The following is a 22,484-nucleotide window of genomic DNA, read 5'->3' on the forward strand; positions in this document are numbered from 1 at the left end:
TTAATAACTAAATAATTACTATGAAATTCAAGGAACAAACCATTTGTCGTTTCAGGAAATTAGCCTTTTTAGTACTGTCCACTGGGATTGCTTATGCTCCAGTGCAAGCTCAACGCATGGGACCAACTACAGTAAAAGCAGTTGATCCCATTGTAGAACAGATTGTGAAAGAGGCAACCAATAATTCTGAACTGGAAACTTTAGCTTTTGAATTACTGGATGTTGTAGGGCCAAGATTGGTTGGTACTCCTCAAATGACCAATGCCAATGAATGGGCATTGAAAACTTTCCAACGCTGGGGAATCTCGGCAAAAAATCAACAATTTGGAGAGTGGCACGGCTGGGAACGAGGTATTTCCCATATTGACATGACCCATCCAAGACAGAAAACCTTAGCAGGTACTCAATTAGCTTGGAGTCCAACTACCAAAGGTAAAGCGATCGAAGCGGAGGTCATTGCATTACCCGATTTCAAAGATTCACTTTCATTCAGGTCTTGGTTACCACAGGTAAAAGGTAAATACGTCATGGTATCCATGCCCCAGCCAACAGGTAGGCCAGATGCCAACTGGAAAGAATATGCAACTCCTGAATCCTATGCCAAGATGCAAAGACAGAGAGATTCAATTGGTGCCATTTGGAACAAACGTATCAAAGCAACTGGATTAGCTCCTAACTCCATTCCATCTGTTCTAGAAGATGCAGGTGCCGTTGGTGTTCTGAGCAGCTATTGGTCTGGTGAGTTTGGTGCTAACAAGATTTTCGGTGCTAGGACCCACAAAGCTCCTTCATTGGATATCTCTTTGGAAGATTATGGAATGTTGTACCGTTTGGCTGAAAAAGGCTATGCGCCTAAAATCAAAGTAGAGACTTCTTCTAAACATTTAGGAAATGTTCCTTCATTCAATACCATCGCTGAAATTAAAGGTTCTGAGTTTCCAAATGAATATGTAATCTTATCTGCCCATTTAGACTCTTGGGAAGGTGGGTCAGGTGCAACCGATAATGGTACAGGGACTATTGCCATGATGGAAGTAGCTCGTGTATTGAAAAAAGTTCTCCCTAATCCTAAGCGTACGATTCTTATTGGATTGTGGGGCAGCGAAGAGCAAGGCTTAAATGGATCACGTTCATTTGTCTTGGATAACCCTGAGGTCATCGAAAAAACCCAAGCGGTATTCAATTTAGACAATGGTACAGGTCGTGTTGCCAACATCAATGGTTCAGGCTTTGTACATGCCTATGATTTTATGGGACGCTGGTTAGATGCCGTTCCTAGTGAAATTACAAAAGATATCAAGACACAATTCCCTGGCTCTCCAGGAGGCGGTGGTTCCGACCACTCATCCTTTGTAGCAGCAGGTGTACCGGGCTTTATGCTGAGCTCCCTATCATGGGGCTATTTCAGCAATACATGGCACACCAATCTGGATACCTACGATAAATTGGTATTTGATGACCTATTGTCCAATGTTATCCTTACTGCGGTGTTGACCTATAAAGCTACTGAAGAACCTCAATTGGTGAACAGAGAAAAAAGGGTATTGCCAGCGGATGCCAGTGGAAAACCAGCTTCATGGCCAGCAATTCGCCAACCTAGAAGGTCTGGTGTAGGGTATTAAGAGACATAAGACAATAGTCATAAGACATTAGACCTGTTTGAGTGTTTAGGTGGGTTTATATCTTATTTAAGCTAGGGTTTTACGCCGTTCACCCAGCTAAGATAGAACAAGATTATCATCCATCTAGAAAGCTGTCCAATATTGCTAGGGGCGAATCACATTCGCCCGCCGGATAAAGGTAATATGGGCGTTAATGGAATAGGTTACTGAATAGTTGGTTTAGCGCAGGCTATTCCATTTTTCAGTAACCTATTTTTTATTGGATAACTTGCATCCTCATTAACAGAGTATCGCATTTGTGCGACATGAAAAGAATGCCTTGTTGTCGGTGGTACCTTTCCATAAGATCACCTCCTTTTGATGGGATGAACTTTTAAAAGCATTTTAATGCCAATCCCATCGCACAGGTCAACGGCTTTCTTTCCATTTTTCCGCCAAGGAAATGAGCCGGAAGCTAAAGGACTTCCTCCGGAAGGATGATTTTTGTATTGAGAAACCTCCAACGGGGGTGAAATGTTTGTAGAAATTAGATGTTTGTAATGGCGAACCCACAGCGTGGGTGAAATGTTTTTCTATACCTTTCTGTGTCACCCTGAGGGCTTGCCGAAGGGTCTCGGAACTATCCATACTTAACTTGAAATAGTTTGTTCATCTTACGATTCACAATGACAACATTCCAATAAAAAAAACAAAAAATAGATTCTTCGCTTCGCTTCTGAATCCCTCTCTGGAAACTTCCAATTCTTTACGATAAGTGAAGAATCTGTACGGTTCTTTTCTCCACAATGCTGTCTTCGTCCATCGAAGATAGAGAACCTGTACGCCAATACAATCTGGGATATTTCTGATTTTGATTTTATGTTTCTCCGAGATGCTTCGGATGAACCTTAGCATGACAAGTCTGTTAGAACTGCGGTTCTACCCATTGATGCCCAGATTTATTTATTAGAAGAATATTCTTTTGCAGGAGATGTTGGGCCTGTTTCAATAGCATATATTCTTTTATTTTGTTTAGGGTCTTTAATTATTACTATTATCCGCCATACATCCCCAGCGGGGATGAATTATTTTAGCATGAATGGTATTAAACAATATAGGGTTAATGCAAAAACGATGTTCGATTAATCGAACATCGTTTTTGCGCGACTTACAGGCTAAGGTGCTATGTCTGCTAAAATAATGGAACCCCAAAAGGGGTTCTATACTTAAAAAAATATAAGAGCTAATTTATTTCATTGCCAACTTGCTGTCATCACCTTTCGATAAATTTTGTTCAAATTTTTTATTCGCAGCATAACACGAGAAACCTTTCTGTTCATAGTTAAAACAAGACCAAAGATTAGATATCTTATAAAAAAAGCAGCCGTGACATTCAATGTCCCGGCTGCTTTTTGATTTATTTTCTTAGACCAGAGTCTTATGTCTACCTACTTCTTAAGCCTAATATAATCGGTCAACACATTCGCGCTTTCATCAAGTACAAAATCGTAGTCCAATTTAGGCTGCGGCTGGCCTTCTTTCCAAAGAGGCTCGCCTAAGAAAGAAAGTTGCTTATTGATACGTTCGCGTTGTTTCAATCTGCTTTTTTCGCGTTCCGCTTTCAGTTTATCCTCATTTAGAGAAATTGCAGGCATGGTTTCATTTTTACTGAACTCTGCGATGTCTTCCAGTAAGAAAGAATAAGCAGGAGATTTTTGCATACGTTTCTTATGGATATCTTCTAATTGAGCACTGATATCAGTCAAAGAACCAATCTTCGAGAATTTGGTCGGTTTGATCTGATCCCAAGGCAATGCCGACGGTTCTGAACTTTCTCCAAATTTCTCTGCAGAATATTGCGTAGGGAATATGACGTCTGGATCAACACCTTTATGTTGCGTACTGCTACCGGTTACACGGTAGAATTTACCCATGGTAATATTAATCTGTCCAAATTCTGGAGCACCATTCGGGGTATCAGGATCTGCTTCACCTGAAGCTTTGATTAAAAGCTTGTTGGTTGCGCTGATAAAACGTGACATATCCACCGCATTTTGAACGGTTCCTTTTCCGTAACTAGTAGAACCAAGGATAATACCTCTACCGTAATCTTGGATGGCACCAGCGAAAATCTCAGATGCAGATGCAGAGAACCTGTTGATGATCACACCAAATGGTCCTTCCCATGCCAAACCTGTTTCCTGATCGCTATCTACCTGAACACGGTTTCTGGTGTCCCTTACCTGTACTACCGGACCTTGATCGATAAACAAGCCTGTCAATTCAATTGCTTCCTGCAGTGAACCACCACCATTGTTTCTTAAGTCCATCAATACAGCATCTACGCCATCTTGTTTTAAGCTGTCCAATAACAACCTAACATCTCTTGTGGTACTCTTATAGTCCTTATCTCCACGACGAACCGCTTCAAAGTCTATGTAGAATTTAGGAAGATTGATCACACCAATTTTGTATGTTTTACCATCTTCACCTTTAATGTTCCTGATTTCGCGCTTAGCAGACTCTTCTGCAAGGATGATTTTCTCACGGGTCAGTTTTACGATTTTTGGGGCCGCTGACAATTCTGCTCCAGCTGGAAGGATTTTCAAACGAACAACCGTTCCTTTTTTACCCTTTATCTTCGCAACCGCAGCATCCAGTCTCCAGCCAATGATATCTTCAAACTCGCCGTCATTGCCTTGTGCAACAGCTACGATTCGGTCATTGATATGAAGGGATTTGTCCTTGAATGCAGGTCCACCGGCAATAATCTGCTTGATGGTCACCATTTCATTCTCCATTTGCAGCTGTGCTCCAATTCCTTCTAATGTATTCGACATGCTTTCATTGAATGCTTGAGCGAACGAAGGATTGTAGTAAGTCGTATGGGGATCAACAGCATCTGTTAACGCCGTCATGATCATTTGGAAAGCATCATTCGAATTGGTTTTCTTGGCTTGAGAGATCAAGTTATTGTACCTGTTGCGTAGGGTTTCCTTGTTTTTTTCTTCATCTACCTTAGCAGAATCACCTGCAGTCAGTCTTAGGTTCAATAGATCATACTTAACACGTTTTCTCCACTGGTCTTTCAATTCCGCTTCTGAGGTAAACCAATCTTGTTTCTCGCGGAAGCTGGTGTAGGTTTCATCCTTAGTGAAGTCATGTTTCGCATCGATCTGCTCCAAGGCAAAGTTCATGCACTGTAAATATCTGTTTGTGTATTTATTGAAGATATAGAATGCACTGGAAAGGTCACCCTCTCTAAAATCTTGGCTGATGCTGTTCTTAAATTGTTGAAATTCGTCAATATCTGATTTCAACATGTAATTCTTCCCTTGATCGATACCTTCCAACAGGTTGTTGAAGACGATGTTAGAAAGGGAATCGCCCATAGGGACTTTTTTATAGCTGAAATTCTCCAATAAATTGGCTACTTCCTTAGCAATGATTTCATGTTGCGTAGTAGGCTTTAATTCTAAGCCTTCTTGGTCCAGGTTGATGCGTGGTTTTGCTCCACATGCCACAACCGATATTAACGCAAGACAGAAAATGAGATGTTTAAACATATATGTATAGTTCTTGAATTTGTTCATTAATTGTTCTATCAGGAAATTGCTCTTTTCAAATAGTAAGCGAGTATTTTATTAGCGCTAAATTTAGTTAAAAATTAAGTCAATGTTAGGATGACAACGTAAAATATTCATTTCAATTGTTGTTTCCCAGCCATTTTAAGGTTTATTAACTTTTACCGAGATTGCCCTTTGACGGGGGATTTTAGAACAGTTCGTTTCTTAATCTCCAATAACTCGAAAGTTCCTGTTCGGCATCTTCAAAGTTACCCATCATCAAATAGATATCTCCTAATTTATCCGCAATGGCCAGTTGTAAAACCTTGTTGTTTTCTACATCTGCCAATGTTTTTGCCTTTTCAAATTCCAATTGTGCGACTTTATAGTTTTGTTGGATGTACTTGGAAAAAGCTAACATATACTCAATCTCAGGCAATTCGTTGTCAATCTTTCTCAAGTTAGCAAGATCCTTGGCCTGGATTAAAAACCATTGAGCCTCGGTATGCTTATTTTGCAGCTGATAGATTTTTGCCAGATTAATCAAAGCATATACTTTGCCAAAATGGTTTTTTGTCCTGTTATACAAAGGGAAAGCACGTCTGATAATCGTGTTCTCCGCATCGAGATATTTCTTTTGATAGGCTTGTACCAATGCGATACGGACCAATGTGTTTGCCTGATCTACCTGTTCCTTTTTCTCCACGGCAGATTGCAGAAATGTTTCCTGCATGGCCGCTGCCTCTGAAAGATTTCCATTGAATAGATATGCATTTGCTAGATTATGTTCCAGGACAAATTTTTCTCCTGAGCCCGATGATCTTGCTGCATTTAGGCCTCTGGTCAATAGAGCGATCGCCTTATTGATATCGCCTTTTTTCAGGAGATCAAAGGCATACTCATTGGCCATCCCTGCAGCCAAAGGTAAGTTCCTGTTGTTTTCAAGTTTTGTGATCAGGTTATTCCAATCCTGCTCCGTTGCTGGGAATGGATTGAAGCTCTGTTTCAGATACGAAGCGTTTGAAGTAGGCTTGTAATCTTCAATGATGGACTGATACTCCAATTGACGCGAAATGGAATCAAAGAATCCTTTTTTCTCTTTATAAGAGTCAACCAATTCCTCTTCCTTTGTCCTTGGAGGAGGGAGTACATATACTTTAGGTCCGATTCCGGCAAATGAACTGTCATATTTTGTAACAAATCCAGACGGGTCTAAAGGTTTATTATTGGTTTGAGCCTTTAAGCTTACTGTTGATATAATTAAGCCGAAAGCTAAGATAACACGCACTTTATCAATCATTCGCAAATTCATTTTTTTCAAAAGTATTAAATAATTTGAAATATAAGATAAATGGTTAGTACCAGAAAGGTAGAATAATTACTAAAAAATGTTAAAATTTTCCGTTAACGGAACTCATTTCTGGGCAAGTGTTCAAATCATAGATGAAATGCCACATTCCTAATGCCAATTCATATTTACATTGGCTTTACTCTGAAAAATCAATAGCTTTGTGAATTATGGTTACTAGAGTACCTTTGGCAGAAAGGATGCGTCCCAAAAGTCTTGCTGAATATGTCGGGCAAAAGCATATTATAGGCGAGGGGGCTGTGTTGTGGAACGCCATTGAACAAAAGTCCATTCCTTCCATGATTTTCTGGGGACCTCCAGGAGTCGGCAAAACAACATTGGCATTATTGGTCGCTAAGTCTTTGGACAGGCCTTTTTATAGTCTCAGTGCTATACAGTCTGGCGTGAAAGACGTGCGTGAAGTAATTGACAAAGCAGAACAGATGCGTCAATTCAATCAAGAACAACCCATTCTCTTCATCGATGAAATCCATCGCTTTTCCAAATCACAGCAGGATTCACTGCTGGGAGCCGTGGAAAGAGGAACGGTTACCTTGATTGGAGCTACCACGGAAAACCCTTCTTTTGAGGTGATTTCCGCACTGTTATCTCGTTGTCAGGTCTATGTTTTGCAAGAGTTGACTAAGGAGGAGCTGATCCAGATCATTGAATTGGCATTGAACCAAGATGAATTCCTGAAGGATGAAAAGATCTCCATAAAGGAATATGATGCCATGTTGCAGCTTTCTGGTGGAGATGCCAGGAAACTTCTGAACATCTTAGAGCTTGTAAGCCAGGCTGCATCTCATGGGAAACAGGAAATAACGAATGAATTTGTTGCCAAACATGTTCAACAGAACAGGGTGCGATATGATAAATCTGGAGAACAGCATTACGATATCATTTCGGCATTCATAAAATCGATTCGTGGGAGTGACCCGAATGCTGCGGTCTATTGGTTGGCCCGGATGATCGAAGGGGGTGAGGACCCTAAATTTATTGCCCGAAGGCTTTTGATATTAGCCTCTGAGGATGTGGGAAATGCGAATCCGAACGCCTTGCTGCTGGCGAATAATTGTTTTCAGGCTGTTAACGTAATCGGATGGCCAGAATCAAGAATCATTTTGTCGCAAACAGTTATCTATTTGGCTTGTTCTGCAAAAAGTAATGCTTCATACGAAGCTATCAACAAAGCTCAGGCAATCGTGCGCAAATCAGGAGATCTATCGGTGCCGCTGCATCTGAGGAATGCGCCGACCAAGTTGATGAAAGAGCTGAATTACGGAACAGAGTATATGTATGCCCATGCTTATAGCGGAAATTTTGTCGATCAGGAATATATGCCAGAAGGCCTACATGAAGCAAAAATGTATGAGCCCGGTAAGAATCCTGCCGAAGAGAAACTAAGACTTTCACTTCGAGATAAATGGAAAGGAAAATATGGGTATTGAGTTTAATTTTTTTTACTTTTATATAAATGTCTAAAACATTTACAACTATAGACTTTGAGCTAGCCACGGCAAAATACAACAGTGTGTGTGCCGTTGGTATAGTAGACGTTGTTGACGGCGAGATCGTAAGTGAATTCTACAGTTTGGTACAACCACCACAGAACAAGTATATGTGGCAAACTTCAAGGGTTCATGGGATTAAACCAAAACATACGGCTGAGGCTCCGACCTTTATTGACCTGTTTCCAAGTATAAAAGAATTGTTGGTTTCCAAACATATGGTTGCACATGATGAATTGTTAGATCGTTCCGTATTGAAGGAAACGATGAATTTCTATAACCTTCCATTCGAGGAGCTTGGTCTAGACCCAGTTTGGGAATGTACCAGCAAGATCTATCGATCCTTAGGTTTTGAACGAACTAAATTAAGTATCTGTTGTGATTTAATGGGTGTGGAATTAAAGCATCATGATGCATTGTCTGATGCCAGAGCTACTGCCGAATTGTATCTTAAAGTAGACGATGCAATTGAAATGAAAAAATTAGGATAATAATGGGGAAAATAATAAATGTAATATTATCTGGTGGTGTAGGCTCAAGATTATGGCCTTTGTCCAGGAAATCTAAACCAAAGCAGTACCTGCCGATATTCGAAGGTAAGACTTTGTTTGAATGGACGCTAGCCAGAAATCAGGAAATTGCATCCAAGGTGATCTTGGTAGGGTCGGCATTGAACAAAACGATCGCGGAGCCTTACTTGAAAGATTATAACCATGATATCATTGCAGAAGCGGCTCCTCGGAATACAGCTGCAGCAATAGCCTTTGCTGCCTTCCACGCGGATCCGGACGATATATTGATCGTTACGCCTTCAGATCATTTGATCGAAGGGCTGAAAAACTATCGCGAAGCAATCAATCAGGGCATTATGTATGCCCAAGAAGGATTTATCGCAACTTTCGGAATTGTTCCAACCAGACCGGAGACCGGTTACGGATATATTGAGCATGAAGGCAATACCGTGCTTTCATTCCGGGAGAAACCCAATGAAGATACCGCAAAGGACTTTCTGAAAAAAGGGAACTTCCTTTGGAACTCAGGGATCTTCTGTTTCAAGGCAGGGGTTTATTTGGAAGAATTGATGCGCTTTGAACCCAAGCTGTACAATGCTGCAGAGGTAGCATTTGAATATGCAGAAGACTTGGTTCTTGACGAAGCACATTCGAAATTGATTCCTTCTAAAAGTATTGACTATGCAGTAATGGAACGAAGTGACCTGATCAAGGTCGTTCCGGCAAGGTTTGAGTGGTCCGATATGGGAGCATTCGATTCCTTATATGAGTATTTTAAAAGCAAAGGACATCCAGTGGACGAGAATGGCAATATTGTTGTAGGTACTAATAAACATACAGTTTTTGTAGGTTTAACTAATTGTATGTTAGTTAGTACTGAGGATGCGGTTCTAGTTTTGGATAGAAATAGAGCGCAGGATGTGAAGCAGGTTTATGAACAGTTAGAAAAAGACAATTCTGCGTTAATTTAAGATGTTTTGTAGCAAATAAGATTTATTGAACGTATACATTAAACCTTATGGAATAACAGGACATCTAATATAAAATTAGAAACCTAATTACCAAACAACTAATATTTTGAGAAGCTATGGGATTTTGGAGTAATTTATTTGGGGGAAGTAAAAATGACCAACCTGCGTACCTGGACCAATTGGCTTGGGTAGGCTGGGATATTCACAATCATATTCTACCTGGGATTGATGATGGAAGTCCAAGTGTTGAAGAGTCTATCACTTTGATCAATGGATTGAAAGCCTTAGGTATTCATAACAGTGTGTCTACACCGCACGTTATGGCAGGAGTACATAACAATACGCCTGAGACCATCAAAGGAGCGCACGGCAAATTAACCGAACATTTGCAGGCTAATGCTGTGGATTTTAAACTGAACTTTAGTGCTGAGTATATGATCGATGACCAAATCGATCAGTGGATTCAAGCGGATAAGTTATGTTTGATTGCTGATAAGTACATGTTAATTGAAATGTCTTACCTATCGGAGTCAAAAGCATTATTTAACGTTATTAAAGATATCCAAGATAGGGGTTATCAGCCCATTCTTGCCCATCCTGAACGATATAACTATTACCACAACAATTTCAAGATCTTTGAGGAAATCAAACAGGCAGGATGTTACCTGCAATTGAATTTACTTTCCATCAGTAAATACTACGGTGAAAATGTAAAAACTTGTGCTTTGACCCTGATCCGTGCCGGAATGTATGATTTTGTAGGCACCGATATGCACCATACGCGACACTTAGAAGCTTTGAAAGCTGTAGTTTCAAAATATGATACCAAAGAATTGTTGAAAGGAAATCCTATCAAGAATCATAAATTATTTGAATCAAAAAGTGAAAAAAAAACGGCGTAATCTATTTGGTGAAATAGCGCAGTTTATTTAATAATATTGGAAGCGGGCATCCTGAAGGTTGCCCGCTTCTGTTTTTAGCCATCCATTTTTATCACTTTACTTGCTGAAGAGAAATCTTAAAAATTGGAACTATCTTCTAGGTTTTGCTTTGACCTTATTCGAGACATATTCGAGAAATCCGAACTGGATAGAATTCTTCTCGAACATGCCTCGAATGAATCTCGAATAAGGTCAGAATAATTGCTAGTATGAAACAGGATCCAAAGGATTGGAGGATGGGTCAAGAACTGGGAATGAACCAGAATGTGGAGAAAGAGAGGATGGACCAAGAATATTTGGCATTTATTTACTAGAAAGGACTTACGCGTGGTTAATAAGAACTCGTATCCGTAAAACCTTCAGCTTATTAAAGAATGCACAGCAATATTTCGTTTAGAGAATAAGAAAGCCCAACTGTTTTGATTTCTTTGCCGGATTCTTTTAGCCAAACAACTACAAAAAATATTTAAAAGATGCCCTAAATGCTAAATGTTGCAGATGTTAAGGAACTTTGCACTTATTGAGTTCTAGTTACACAAAATTATGGCTAAATTATACTCAGTAACTAAGTCAAGTAATTAAGAATTTAATTGTTAACCATATATGAAAGATAAGAACAAAGAGGTAAAAGATCCTAAACACCATGATTATAATCCTGGTCCTCGCGTAGGCATAACATTTTCAACCTTTGATCTTTTGCATGCAGGCCATATCATGATGTTGGCTGAGGCAAAACGTCAATGTGATTATTTAATCTGTGGTTTACAGATGGACCCTACTTTAGACCGACCTGAAAAGAATGCGCCAACGCAGACCGTGGTGGAACGCTATATTCAATTGAGAGGTTGTGTTTCAGTGGATGAGATTGTTCCTTATTCAACCGAACAGGATTTAGAGGATATTTTAAGGTCCTTTAAATTGGATGTGAGGATCGTAGGTGATGAATATAAGGACAGAGACTTTACGGGAAGGAAATATTGTGAGGAGAAAGGGATTGAGCTTTATTTTAACAGTAGAGATCATAGGTTTTCGAGTAGCGGCCTGAGAAAGATCGTGGCGGATAAGGAAAACCAAAGGAATGGGCATAAGTAAGGGCTAAACGTTGAGCGATTTTATTGGAAGCTGATCGTGGTAAATGCCTAAGAAGATATTTAGCTTAAAAATTTTAAAGATAGAACTCCAGCGGAGCTCTGTTATTTAATAAAATAGGGAAAGCTTAGTATTAGCAAAAAAACGATGTTCGATCAATAGAACATCGTTTTTTCGCTACCCACATTTTTTCTTGATTTTTTAAAATTATCCAAGCTCCCTAGTCAGGTTTATCGTAATTCAAGATATTCTTTAGGGAAATTAGGATTTCTGGTCGGATGCACAGTCCTATAAAACATGTCATTGGTAATTTATAGCTGAACGATTGAGAAAATTGAATTGTATGAATAATCAAATTTATGTAGTTCGAATTTTTTGGTTAGGATGAAATTGAGGTTGGGATTAAATGCTGACCTTTAAAGTAAAAATAGAAAAAACTGGAATATCACCCCGAAAAAAGGATTGGTTAGCTTATTTTTCACAGTCTGATCAGGGTGTTTGAAAGTATAATAATTTAATTTTTGGTAAAAACCATTTTTAACTGATTAATAATTAGCATTTCAACTACAATTTAAATGAATTTGAAATTCACTATTATCAGTAACTGGTTTTATTTATTTAATTTGTAGCATGAATAAAACAATTCTTATCACTGGAGGCGCAGGTTTTATAGGTTCTCATGTAGTTAGGCACTTTGTGCTTAAATATCCTGAATATCAGATCGTGAATTTGGATGCATTAACCTATGCAGGAAATTTGGAGAATCTGGTGGATATTGAGGATCAGCCTAATTATACTTTTGTGAAAGCTGATATTCGTGATGAGAAGGCTTTGGAAGAGATATTTTCTTCATTTAGACCAGATTCAGTAATCCATTTAGCGGCAGAATCCCATGTGGACCGATCGATTACCGACCCGATGGCATTTGTAAATACGAATGTGATAGGTACAGTTAATCTTTTGAACGCTGCCAAAAACATCTGGAAGGACAGTTTTGAAGGGAAAAGATTCCATCATGTTTCAACAGATGAGGTTTTTGGGGCATTAGGAGATACTGGATTTTTTACTGAAGAAACCAGTTATGATCCCCATTCCCCTTATTCGGCTTCAAAAGCAGCATCGGATCATTTTGTAAGGGCATACCAAGATACTTATGGGATGCCGGTAGTGATTACAAACTGTTCAAACAATTATGGTCCAAACCATTTTCCCGAAAAATTAATTCCTCTCTGTATCTTAAACATTATCAATAACAGACCTTTACCAATTTATGGAGATGGTAAATATACCCGGGATTGGTTGTTTGTAATTGATCATGCACGAGCAATCGATACCGTATTCCATGAAGGTAAAAATGGGCAATCCTATAATGTGGGAGGTTTTAATGAATGGAAGAACATTGATTTAGTGAAGGAGCTTTGCAAGCAAATGGATGAGAAATTAGGGCGTGAACCGGGAACTTCGGAAAAGTTGATCCAATTTGTAAAGGATCGTCCTGGTCATGATTTGAGATATGCAATTGATGCAAATAAGATTAAGAATGAATTGGGTTGGGAGCCTAGTGTAACTTTTGAACAAGGATTATCAAAAACAATCGACTGGTTTTTAGATAATCAATCTTGGTTAGAAAAGGTCGCTTCAGGAGACTACCAGAATTATTATGATAAACATTACAGTGGTATTTAATCCTGTCTTGTTGAGAAAGTGAAATTATATTTATGAATGCCGTAGAAACTGGTCTTAAGGACTGCTATATTTTAGATCCTCGTGTTTTTGGTGACAACAGAGGGTATTTTTTTGAGAGTTACAATCAGGCTGTTTTTAAGGAACTGACTGGGTTGGATGTAAATTTTGTTCAGGATAACCAATCTTTTTCTTCAAAAGCTGTTTTGCGTGGTCTTCATGCACAGGCAGGGGAATTCGCCCAAGCAAAATTAGTCAGGGTCCTGCAGGGAGAGGTATTGGATGTTGCCGTTGACGCGAGACCAGATTCTGAAACCTTTGGGCAGCATTTCTCCGTTTTATTGTCAGCTGAAAACAAAAGGCAGCTATTTGTACCTAGAGGGTTTTTGCACGGATTTATAGTGCTGTCAGAAACCGCAGAGTTCTTTTATAAATGCGATAATTTATACAATAAGGCTGCTGAATGGGGCGTGTCGTATAAAGATGAACAATTGAATATTGATTGGAAGCTACCTGTGGATGAGCTTATTGTTTCAGAAAAAGATCAAGTGCTACCTTCCTTTAAGGATGCGGTTGCTCAATTGTTTTTAAAATAGGAGTTCAATGAAAGCCAGCAAAATATTGGTCACGGGAAGTTCAGGACAGTTAGGTTCAGAGCTTAAGGATATTTGGCCTTCTAATGAATCGGTTGAAATGATTTTCTTAGATCGCCAAGGACTGGATTTAGCTCAACCTGAATTGGTCCAATCTATTTTGGAGACCTACCGGCCAGATACAATAATACATTCCGCGGCGTTTACTGCAGTTGATTTAGCTGAGACCGAGGTTGATTTGGCTAATAAGGTCAATCATCTTTCGACCTTAGAAATTGCAAGATATGCAGAGAGCAATGGTTGTAAATTAATCTATATTTCCACGGATTATGTTTTTCAGGGAAATGTAGATCAAGCTTTGGATGAGAATTATCCTACAGATCCGATCAATGTATATGGAGATACCAAGCGCAAGGGAGAATTGGCCATTGAGCTTCATTGTCCCGATGCAATCATTATTCGAACTGCTTGGGTCTATTCAACCTTTGGGAAAAACTTTGTGAAAACGATGTTGAACCTGATGAATAGCAGGGATGAAATCAGTGTTGTTTCCGATCAGATTGGTACCCCAACTTATGCCCGAGACTTAGCAGAATTGATAAAACACATCGTTGAGTCTGGAAATTGGGTGCCTGGGATTTATCATTATTCGAATGAAGGGAGAATCAGTTGGTATGACTTTGCAGTCAAAATAAGAGATACTTGCGATCTTGATTGTAGGATCAATCCGATTCCAAGTTCTAGTTTTCCAACACCCGCTAAGCGACCACATTTTTCACTTTTAAATAAGGAAAAGGTCAGAAGGACCTTTGGAGTGGATGTCCCGAAATGGGAGAATAGCCTGGAAAAAATGTTAGGAAAACTTTCCGCTCAATAAAGAATATAACATTAAAAATTTAAAAATATGAAAGGAATAATTTTAGCTGGAGGTTCTGGGACAAGATTGCACCCGCTTACACAGGTTGTTTCGAAGCAATTGTTGCCAGTGTATGACAAGCCAATGATTTACTATCCATTATCCGTTTTGATGTTGGCAGGAATCAGAGAAGTTTTAATTATTTCAACCCCTCAGGATCTTCCGAATTTCGAAAGGTTATTTGGAGATGGCAATCAATTGGGGATTTCAATCAGTTATGCAGAACAGCCTTCGCCAGATGGACTTGCTCAAGCGTTTATCATTGGAGAGGAATTTATCGGCAGTGATGATGTTTGCTTAATCCTGGGAGACAACATTTTTTATGGAGCTGGTTTGCAACAGCAGCTTCAGGAAGCCAGAGCCAAGGTAGAGGAGCAAAATGCGGCAGTTGTATTCGGGTATTATGTAGATGATCCTGAGCGTTATGGTGTGGCTGCTTTTGATGAATCTGGTAGGGTTTACGATATCGAAGAAAAGCCGAAAGAGCCAAAATCGAATTACGCCATTGTAGGCCTTTATTTTTATCCTAACTCTGTCATCGAGATCGCTAAGAATGTGAAACCTTCGGATAGGGGTGAGCTTGAGATTACTACGGTAAACCAAGAATATTTGAACCAAGACATTTTACAACTTCAACTTTTAGGACGTGGATTTGCATGGCTTGACACTGGAACCCATGAATCACTTTCTGAAGCAACAGAATTTATTAAAACTATCGAAAAAAGGACTTCCTTAAAGGTTGCCTGTTTGGAAGAAATTGCCCTGTCTAAAGGCTATATAGAAAAGGAAACTCTATATAACCGTGTAAAAGACCTAAAGGGTGTGTATTTTGATTATTTAAAGAAAATAAGCAAGTAAGGGGTTCTATTTGAATTTTTTATTTTTCGCTGAATTACCACATTTCAATAAAGGATAAAATCCATTATCGATATGTGGTAATTTTCGTTAGGGGGAATATGAAAGCTTGTTATTTATCTTAAATTTTCCCGAGATTTAAGCTGATGATTTTCAAGCCAAGAACGTTAACCGTTTCCTCCTTATTTCTACTGCTTTTATTGAGTTTCTCAAGTGGCATTACTATGGCTCAATCGCAAAGAGCGAAGGATTTTGCCGAATTGGAGCGGGTATTGAAAATTGATGCCAATTTCAGGAAGGACACGCTTGCATTGATCAATCGGTTGGATTCAGTGAAGATGCTTGCCGAAGGAAAAAGAAGCATTCCTCTGAAATGGGCTTATTATATGTTGATGGCTGATGGTTTTTCGATAGCCTTTGACCGAGTAAATGATCGAAGCAATCATTTTTTTGAGAAGGCCAGTGAACTGATCGAGCCTACAAATGAGTATGAGCTCAAGCAAATGGGCTTAATTCGTCAAGGCTACTATTACTATGTTTACAGGAAGATTAGGGAGGCTTTTCCCTATTTCCTGCAAGCCAATGATCTAAAGGAAGAGGTCAATGTTAACAGAATACCTAGGTTGGCCTATCATTATGGATTTGTTGCCAATTTCTACAGTTATATAGGAGATCAAAAGAGAGCCGCAGAATACCTGAAACTAGCTTTGCCCCATACAGAACCCCTGAGCCGTAACCGGATCGATATGGTCAATGCCATTGGGGTTTATTATAAAAAGGATTCTTTAAATAGGGAAGCCAATGATTATTATAATCAGGCCTTGCATATAGCCAAACTGGCCAAGGACTCTGTCTGGATCGGAATTATCTCTGGTAACCTGGCCGATATTGAATGGGAAGCAGGTAGACGAGAGAAGGCTATTGAATTGGTAAAAAAGAATATTGAATATTCCATGAAGTTCAAGGAGCCATTGGATGCCATGAGGGCTAACCTTATCCTTGCTGAAATGTATTGCAAGCAAAAAGACTATAATAAGGCGGCAGAACATGTGGCAAAAGGACTGGACCTTATGGAGGACAAGCCTTATTTCCTGAGATTTAAGACGGATGCCAATAAGATCCTTGCTGAAATATCAAAAGGCAAGGGCGATTCACAAAGTGAACTGTATTACCTGAATCAATATTTACTTTTTAAGGACAGTCTGGATGAAAACTTGGGCTATGAGAATTTGCAGCGGGTTTCTTGGCAATGGGAAGCGGAAAAATATCAACAGTCCATTGAAAACTCAGAACTGAAGAGAAAACAGGTCAATCAAACCTATTTTTATGTGATTACCTTCTTTGCATTGCTCTTTGTGATCATCCTGCTCCTGGTAAACCGTTCAAAGAACAAGATTATGTTCAAGAACGCTGAGCTTGAACGAGAACAATTGGAATTATCCTATGAAAAGCAATTGGTGGATCGAGAATTGGTCATCCTGAACCATTCCCTGCAGGATTTTACTTCCACCATCAAACAAAATGACCTTACCATACAGCGCCTTCGAAACGAGGTTATACAAAACCTCGATCACTTTCCAGATAGACAGGAAATCTTCAATGACAGTTTAAATAAGATGCTGGAGAATCATGTGATGACGGAGGAACGCTGGTTGAAATTCAACCATATTTTTGATCGGGTCTATCCCGGATATCTGGCTAGTGAAAAGGAAGCCTATCCTAAACTTACGGAGTATGACTTCCGCTTAATTTCGTTGATGAAGCTTGGTTTGAACAATAGGAGCATGGCTGATTTACTTGGTATTACCTTGGAAGGGGTGAAGAAAGCCAAGCAGCGATTGAAAAAGAAAATGGAAGCGGAGTAGTTTATTATTAAATTGTTAATTCTTTCCTTAAATTATTATATTCTTGATATTACGGAAATCGTTGAGTACTTTTGTTGCTCACTTTCTATGATATGTTAGATTCGTTAATCACGTCAAAGACCCGATTAAAACTCCTGATCAAGTTTTTCGTAAGCTCGACCAATAAGGGATATTTGAGGGGCATTGCTGAAGAATTTAATGAATCAACCAACTCAATCCGAAAGGAGCTCAATCAGCTTTCTGATGCCGGATACCTGATCAAATCCCAGGAGAACAATAAAATCTATTATCGTGCGAATGTAGAGCATCCTCTTTTCCAGAGTTTGCAGAACTTGGTGCGTACGTTTCTGGGGATTGACCAAGCGATCGACCATGTCCTGGAAAGGACAGGTGATGTGGAGCAGGTAGCTTTGTTGGGGGACTATGCAAATGGAGTTGATTCGGGTGTTATTGAAATATTGATAACTGGAAAGGATATTGATTCGGCATATTTATTGCAGGTTAGCGGCAAAACCGAGAAGCTGTTGGGCAAAAAGATCAAAATATATCTTGAAAAGCCAAAAGAAGTGAATCAGCAGATAATTTTATATCAGAAAGAAAATTGAAAACTGTAAATTGGTGTAGGCCAATTATTACTCGGTAATTCAACAATGGAAATCAAAAAGATTGCATGTATAGGAGCAGGATATGTTGGGGGTCCAACCATGTCGGTTATTGCTCAGAAAAATCCAAATGTACAAGTTACAGTCGTTGACTTAAATGCAGCGCGTATTGAGGCTTGGAATTCAGATAATTTAGAGGATCTTCCAGTTTATGAGCCTGGGTTGGATGCGGTAGTGGCTGAAGCCAGAGGCCGTAATCTGTTTTTCTCGACTGAAATTGAAAAAGCCATCTCTGAGGCTGATATGATCTTTATTTCCGTGAATACCCCTACAAAAACGTACGGGAAAGGAAAGGGACAAGCTGCCGATTTGAAATTTATAGAGCTATGTGCCAGACAGATAGCGGATGTGGCAACAACATCTAAAATCATTGTTGAAAAATCAACTATTCCTGTTAGAACTGCTGCTACCATCAAAAGTATATTGGACCATACTGGTAAAGGTGTTCAGTTCCATGTTTTGTCGAACCCTGAGTTTTTAGCTGAAGGAACGGCTATTCCAGATTTGCATAATCCGGATAGGATTTTGATCGGCGGAGAAGATCCGGAAGCTATCAATGCCTTGAAGTCTATATATGAAGCTTGGGTGCCTTCTGAAAGGATAATCAGTACCAATCTTTGGTCTTCTGAACTTTCCAAATTGGTAGCCAATGCCTTTTTAGCGCAACGAGTTTCATCGATCAATTCGATTTCGGAACTATGTGAGGTGACAGGAGCGAATGTGGACGAGGTTGCACATGCCATAGGACAAGATTCCAGGATTGGTTCAAAGTTTTTGAAGGCATCTGTAGGTTTTGGGGGATCTTGTTTCCAGAAAGACCTGTTAAACTTAGTTTATATCGCTCGTTCCTATAATTTGAACGAAGTCGCTGATTACTGGGAACAAGTGATCTTGATAAACGACCATCAAAAGACAAGATTTGCAGAAAAGATCATCCGATCGATGTATAATACGGTTAATGGCAAGAAAATTGCTTTCCTCGGATGGGCTTTCAAGAAAAACACTAATGATACAAGAGAATCAGCCGCCATATATGTTGCAGACCATCTATTGGATGAACAAGCCCAAATCGTAGTCTATGATCCTAAAGTGCAAGAAAATCAAATCTATAAGGATTTGGATTACTTGGCTACAAGGTCAAATGATGAAAACAAGGAGCTGTTGTCCGTTGTGGAAGATCCATATGAAGCTGCTAAAGATGCCCATGGTCTTGCTATTCTTACGGAATGGGACGAATTCAAGGATTTGGACTGGAAAAGAATCAAGGATTCAATGAAAAAACCTGCCTTTGTATTTGATGGCAGGAAGCTTTTGAACAGAAAGCAGATTGAAAGCCTGGGATTTGTGTACTATGCTATAGGTGAATAAGCAAAAAATCATTAACCATATATGAAAGAGAAGATTAAAGAGGTAAAAGAAGTTAAACATCAGGATTATAATCCTGGTCCTCGCGTAGGTATAACATTTTCAACATTTGATCTATTGCATGCCGGACATATCATGATGTTGGCAGAAGCAAAACGTCAATGTGATTATCTGATCTGTGGTTTGCAAATGGATCCAACATTGGACCGCCCTGAAAAGAATGCGCCTACTCAAACTGTTGTTGAGCGCTATATTCAATTAAGAGGTTGTGTTTCAGTGGATGAGATTGTTCCTTACTCAACCGAGCAGGATTTAGAGGATATATTGAGGTCCTTTAAACTGGATGTGAGGATTGTTGGGGATGAATATAAGGATAGAGACTTTACGGGAAGGAAATATTGTGAGGAGAAAGGGATTGAGCTTTATTTTAACAGTAGAGATCATAGATTTTCGAGTAGTGGCTTGAGGAAGATTGTTGCGGAGAAAGAAAATCAGAAGAACGGAAAAAGTAAATAATCTCGAAAAGGAATAACTCAGCGAGGAAAATGAAAAAAGAGGCAAATCTTGAAAACGCTCTTGATCGAGTAAAAATTGCAATAATAGGTCTTGGTTATGTAGGACTTCCTCTTGCTATTGAATTTGCCAAAAAGTATAAAGTTGTTGGGTTTGATATTGATAAGGGAAGAATAGAAGAGCTAAAAAAGGGGAAAGATAGGACCCAGGAGGTTAATGAGAGTGATTTATTAGGAATTTTAAACCAAGATTCTAATGATTTTGGGATAGGATTAGATTTTTCTTCATTAGTTGAAAATATTAATGAATGTAATACTTTTATAGTAACAGTACCTACCCCGATTGATTCTTTTAAGCTCCCTGACCTAAGTTTTCTAAGGAAAGCTTCTGAAATGGTAGGGTCAGTTTTGAAATCAGGTGATATTGTTATTTATGAATCCACCGTATATCCGGGCTGTACCGAAGAAGAATGTGTTCCAATATTAGAGAAAATCTCAGGATTGAAATTTAATCAGGATTTCTTTGTGGGTTATTCACCAGAGCGCATTAACCCGGGGGATAAAATCAGGACTTTACCTCAGATACAAAAAGTTACTTCAGGCTCTACCCCTGAAATAGCCAATCGTGTGGATGATCTGTATCGTTCCATCATCTTGGCTGGTACTCATAAAGCTCCATCGATCAAAATCGCTGAAGCCTCTAAAGCCATCGAAAATGCTCAACGTGATGTAAATATTTCATTTGTAAATGAATTGGCGCTGATATTCGATAGGCTTGGTATCGATACCAATGATGTGATAGAAGCTGCTGGAACGAAATGGAATTTCTTGAAATATAAACCAGGATTGGTAGGAGGACATTGTATTGGGGTCGATCCCTATTACTTGACCTACAAGGCTCAATCAGTTGGGTACCATCCGCAGGTTATTTTGTCAGGAAGAAGAGTTAATGATAATATGGGGTCCTTTATTGCAAATAAAGTAGTGAAGATGATGATCCAAAAGGATATTCCTGTAAAGAACTCCAAGGCTTTGATTTTAGGAATTACATTCAAGGAGAATTGCCCTGATATTAGGAATACGAGGGTTGTGGACATTTATGAGGAGTTGGTTTCGTATGGGGTGAAGGTAGATGTTTGTGATCCTTGGGCGGATAAAGAAGAGGTGAAGAGGGTTTATGGGATTGAGTGTTTGGAAGAAGTTAGTTATAGTAGGTACTCTGCTATAATTTTGGCAGTTGCGCATAATGAATTTCTAAATTTGAATTTTGGGAATATAATAGATGATAAAGGAATAATATTTGACAGTAAATCTTGTTTAAAACGAGATATAGTTGATAGTAGATTGTAAAACAGCAAATATATATATGAAAAGGAATCTAATTGTGTTTGGAACACGTCCTGAAGCTATCAAAATGGCTCCCTTGGTAAAAGCATTTCAAAGTCAAACAGATTTTGATACTAGGGTATGTGTGACTGCACAACATCGTGAAATGTTAGATCAAGTACTTGAGTTCTTCGACATCAAACCTGACTATGATTTGAATCTAATGAAACCAAATCAGAATCTATATACGTTGACTGCAGATATTATTACAGAATTAAAACCTGTTTTGGAGGATTTCAAACCTGATTATGTTTATGTTCATGGTGATACCACAACCACTATGGCAAGTAGTATAGCAGCTTTTTATTCAGGAGCTCAAGTCTGTCATGTTGAGGCTGGACTAAGAACCCACAATAAAAGATCACCTTTTCCAGAAGAGATCAATAGACAGGTGGCTGGTCGTATATGTGATTTTCACTTTGCGCCAACTGAGGCTTCTAAGGAAAACCTTCTGCGAGAAAACATTCAAGAAAAAGACATTTTAGTTACCGGTAATACAGTAATAGATGCTCTTTTTGATAGTTCAGAAAGGGTGAAAGACCTAGATAACGCTGAAATTGAACAATTGAAAGGTATCGTTGATACCAGCAAAAAGTTAATTTTAGTGACTGGACATAGAAGGGAAAATCATGGACAGGGATTTATTAATATCTGTGAGGCTTTAAAGGAAATTGCATTAACAAATCCTGATGTTCAAATAATCTATCCAGTTCATTTAAATCCGAATGTTAAGAAGCCAGTTTATGAGATCCTATCTGGAGTTGATAATATTCAATTAATTGATCCTTTGGCATACCCAGCCTTTGTCTGGTTAATGAATCAATCTTATTTGATTATTACTGATTCTGGAGGTGTTCAAGAAGAGGCACCTAGTTTAGGTAAACCAGTTTTGGTAATGAGAGATACAACTGAACGACCGGAAGCCGTGGATGCAGGAACCGTTATCTTGGTAGGTACCGATAAAAATAAAATCGTTTCTGAAGCGCAGAGTTTGATCGAAGATACAACTAGGTATAAGGAAATGTCAGGACTTCACAATCCATATGGAGATGGAAAGGCCTGTGAAAGAATTGTTAAATTTATTTTAAATCAATAGAATTATAACTTT

18 protein-coding genes are annotated in these 22,484 nt (G+C 39.0%); 16 read left to right on the top strand and 2 right to left on the bottom strand.

Annotated elements, in window-relative coordinates:
• Positions 1-20 precede the first annotated feature (20 nt).
• Positions 21-1,622, top strand: coding sequence for a M20/M25/M40 family metallo-hydrolase (locus NLF99_RS12725; protein ID WP_254528705.1), 1,602 nt, complete (start codon positions 21-23; stop codon positions 1,620-1,622).
• A 1,427-nt stretch (positions 1,623-3,049) separates the two neighbouring features.
• On the opposite strand, the gene NLF99_RS12730 is transcribed toward NLF99_RS12725, so the two are convergent.
• Positions 3,050-5,167: a carboxy terminal-processing peptidase gene (locus NLF99_RS12730; RefSeq protein WP_254528707.1), complete on the bottom strand. Its 2,118-nt coding sequence runs from the start codon at positions 5,165-5,167 to the stop codon at positions 3,050-3,052.
• A 208-nt stretch (positions 5,168-5,375) separates the two neighbouring features.
• Positions 5,376-6,467, bottom strand: coding sequence for a lipopolysaccharide assembly protein LapB (locus NLF99_RS12735; RefSeq protein ID WP_254528709.1), 1,092 nt, complete (start codon positions 6,465-6,467; stop codon positions 5,376-5,378).
• 218 nt (positions 6,468-6,685) lie between these two features.
• On the opposite strand from NLF99_RS12735, the gene NLF99_RS12740 reads away from it, so the two are divergent.
• The 15 genes from NLF99_RS12740 to wecB all read left to right on the top strand — a co-directional run bounded on the left by NLF99_RS12740 (position 6,686) and on the right by wecB (position 22,472).
• Positions 6,686-7,966, top strand: a complete 1,281-nt coding sequence (locus NLF99_RS12740) for a replication-associated recombination protein A (protein ID WP_254528711.1) — start codon at positions 6,686-6,688, stop codon at positions 7,964-7,966.
• Positions 7,967-7,992: 26 nt separating this feature from the next.
• Complete coding sequence (locus tag NLF99_RS12745; protein ID WP_254528713.1) at positions 7,993-8,517, top strand: exonuclease domain-containing protein; 525 nt, start codon at positions 7,993-7,995, stop codon at positions 8,515-8,517.
• A gap of 2 nt (positions 8,518-8,519) precedes the next feature.
• Positions 8,520-9,509 (top strand): mannose-1-phosphate guanylyltransferase, encoded by a 990-nt coding sequence (locus tag NLF99_RS12750; protein ID WP_254528715.1) that lies wholly within the window; start codon positions 8,520-8,522, stop codon positions 9,507-9,509.
• A gap of 116 nt (positions 9,510-9,625) precedes the next feature.
• Positions 9,626-10,411, top strand: a complete 786-nt coding sequence (locus NLF99_RS12755) for a tyrosine-protein phosphatase (RefSeq protein WP_254528717.1) — start codon at positions 9,626-9,628, stop codon at positions 10,409-10,411.
• 642 nt (positions 10,412-11,053) lie between these two features.
• Complete coding sequence (locus tag NLF99_RS12760; RefSeq protein WP_254528719.1) at positions 11,054-11,542, top strand: adenylyltransferase/cytidyltransferase family protein; 489 nt, start codon at positions 11,054-11,056, stop codon at positions 11,540-11,542.
• A 627-nt stretch (positions 11,543-12,169) separates the two neighbouring features.
• A complete protein-coding gene (gene rfbB / locus NLF99_RS12765) occupies positions 12,170-13,225 on the top strand; it encodes a dTDP-glucose 4,6-dehydratase (RefSeq protein WP_254528721.1) in 1,056 nt (351 codons plus the stop codon).
• A gap of 32 nt (positions 13,226-13,257) precedes the next feature.
• Positions 13,258-13,818 (top strand): dTDP-4-dehydrorhamnose 3,5-epimerase, encoded by a 561-nt coding sequence (gene rfbC, locus NLF99_RS12770; RefSeq protein ID WP_254528723.1) that lies wholly within the window; start codon positions 13,258-13,260, stop codon positions 13,816-13,818.
• Between the two features lie 7 nt (positions 13,819-13,825).
• Entirely contained in the window at positions 13,826-14,692 is an 867-nt protein-coding gene (gene rfbD / locus NLF99_RS12775) for a dTDP-4-dehydrorhamnose reductase (protein WP_254528725.1), read from the top strand.
• 27 nt (positions 14,693-14,719) lie between these two features.
• On the top strand, positions 14,720-15,589 hold the full coding sequence (gene rfbA, locus NLF99_RS12780; protein WP_254528727.1) for a glucose-1-phosphate thymidylyltransferase RfbA: 870 nt from the start codon (positions 14,720-14,722) through the stop codon (positions 15,587-15,589).
• A gap of 221 nt (positions 15,590-15,810) precedes the next feature.
• Positions 15,811-17,451, top strand: coding sequence for a lipopolysaccharide assembly protein LapB (locus tag NLF99_RS12785; RefSeq protein ID WP_254528728.1), 1,641 nt, complete (start codon positions 15,811-15,813; stop codon positions 17,449-17,451).
• A gap of 92 nt (positions 17,452-17,543) precedes the next feature.
• A complete protein-coding gene (locus tag NLF99_RS12790; protein ID WP_254528729.1) occupies positions 17,544-18,056 on the top strand; it encodes a winged helix-turn-helix domain-containing protein in 513 nt (170 codons plus the stop codon).
• A 45-nt stretch (positions 18,057-18,101) separates the two neighbouring features.
• Positions 18,102-19,481: a nucleotide sugar dehydrogenase gene (locus tag NLF99_RS12795; RefSeq protein ID WP_254528730.1), complete on the top strand. Its 1,380-nt coding sequence runs from the start codon at positions 18,102-18,104 to the stop codon at positions 19,479-19,481.
• A 21-nt stretch (positions 19,482-19,502) separates the two neighbouring features.
• Positions 19,503-19,994, top strand: coding sequence for an adenylyltransferase/cytidyltransferase family protein (locus NLF99_RS12800; RefSeq protein WP_254528731.1), 492 nt, complete (start codon positions 19,503-19,505; stop codon positions 19,992-19,994).
• 29 nt (positions 19,995-20,023) lie between these two features.
• Positions 20,024-21,340: a nucleotide sugar dehydrogenase gene (locus tag NLF99_RS12805; RefSeq protein WP_254528732.1), complete on the top strand. Its 1,317-nt coding sequence runs from the start codon at positions 20,024-20,026 to the stop codon at positions 21,338-21,340.
• A gap of 16 nt (positions 21,341-21,356) precedes the next feature.
• Positions 21,357-22,472 (top strand): non-hydrolyzing UDP-N-acetylglucosamine 2-epimerase, encoded by a 1,116-nt coding sequence (gene wecB, locus NLF99_RS12810; protein WP_254528733.1) that lies wholly within the window; start codon positions 21,357-21,359, stop codon positions 22,470-22,472.
• Positions 22,473-22,484: the final 12 nt, after the last annotated feature.

This window comes from Sphingobacterium sp. LZ11T8, assembly GCF_024261425.1.
Classification (GTDB): domain Bacteria; phylum Bacteroidota; class Bacteroidia; order Sphingobacteriales; family Sphingobacteriaceae; genus Sphingobacterium.

What these genes read in the sequence shown, in the direction of transcription:
- NLF99_RS12725 (WP_254528705.1), top strand. Translation starts at nt 21, where the DNA reads ATGAAATTCAAGGAACAAACCATTTGTCGTTTCAGGAAATTAGCCTTT.
- NLF99_RS12730 (WP_254528707.1), bottom strand. Translation starts at nt 5,167, where the DNA reads ATGTTTAAACATCTCATTTTCTGTCTTGCGTTAATATCGGTTGTGGCA.
- NLF99_RS12735 (WP_254528709.1), bottom strand. Translation starts at nt 6,467, where the DNA reads ATGATTGATAAAGTGCGTGTTATCTTAGCTTTCGGCTTAATTATATCA.
- NLF99_RS12740 (WP_254528711.1), top strand. Translation starts at nt 6,686, where the DNA reads ATGGTTACTAGAGTACCTTTGGCAGAAAGGATGCGTCCCAAAAGTCTT.
- NLF99_RS12745 (WP_254528713.1), top strand. Translation starts at nt 7,993, where the DNA reads ATGTCTAAAACATTTACAACTATAGACTTTGAGCTAGCCACGGCAAAA.
- NLF99_RS12750 (WP_254528715.1), top strand. Translation starts at nt 8,520, where the DNA reads ATGGGGAAAATAATAAATGTAATATTATCTGGTGGTGTAGGCTCAAGA.
- NLF99_RS12755 (WP_254528717.1), top strand. Translation starts at nt 9,626, where the DNA reads ATGGGATTTTGGAGTAATTTATTTGGGGGAAGTAAAAATGACCAACCT.
- NLF99_RS12760 (WP_254528719.1), top strand. Translation starts at nt 11,054, where the DNA reads ATGAAAGATAAGAACAAAGAGGTAAAAGATCCTAAACACCATGATTAT.
- rfbB (WP_254528721.1), top strand. Translation starts at nt 12,170, where the DNA reads ATGAATAAAACAATTCTTATCACTGGAGGCGCAGGTTTTATAGGTTCT.
- rfbC (WP_254528723.1), top strand. Translation starts at nt 13,258, where the DNA reads ATGAATGCCGTAGAAACTGGTCTTAAGGACTGCTATATTTTAGATCCT.
- rfbD (WP_254528725.1), top strand. Translation starts at nt 13,826, where the DNA reads ATGAAAGCCAGCAAAATATTGGTCACGGGAAGTTCAGGACAGTTAGGT.
- rfbA (WP_254528727.1), top strand. Translation starts at nt 14,720, where the DNA reads ATGAAAGGAATAATTTTAGCTGGAGGTTCTGGGACAAGATTGCACCCG.
- NLF99_RS12785 (WP_254528728.1), top strand. Translation starts at nt 15,811, where the DNA reads ATGGCTCAATCGCAAAGAGCGAAGGATTTTGCCGAATTGGAGCGGGTA.
- NLF99_RS12790 (WP_254528729.1), top strand. Translation starts at nt 17,544, where the DNA reads ATGTTAGATTCGTTAATCACGTCAAAGACCCGATTAAAACTCCTGATC.
- NLF99_RS12795 (WP_254528730.1), top strand. Translation starts at nt 18,102, where the DNA reads ATGGAAATCAAAAAGATTGCATGTATAGGAGCAGGATATGTTGGGGGT.
- NLF99_RS12800 (WP_254528731.1), top strand. Translation starts at nt 19,503, where the DNA reads ATGAAAGAGAAGATTAAAGAGGTAAAAGAAGTTAAACATCAGGATTAT.
- NLF99_RS12805 (WP_254528732.1), top strand. Translation starts at nt 20,024, where the DNA reads ATGAAAAAAGAGGCAAATCTTGAAAACGCTCTTGATCGAGTAAAAATT.
- wecB (WP_254528733.1), top strand. Translation starts at nt 21,357, where the DNA reads ATGAAAAGGAATCTAATTGTGTTTGGAACACGTCCTGAAGCTATCAAA.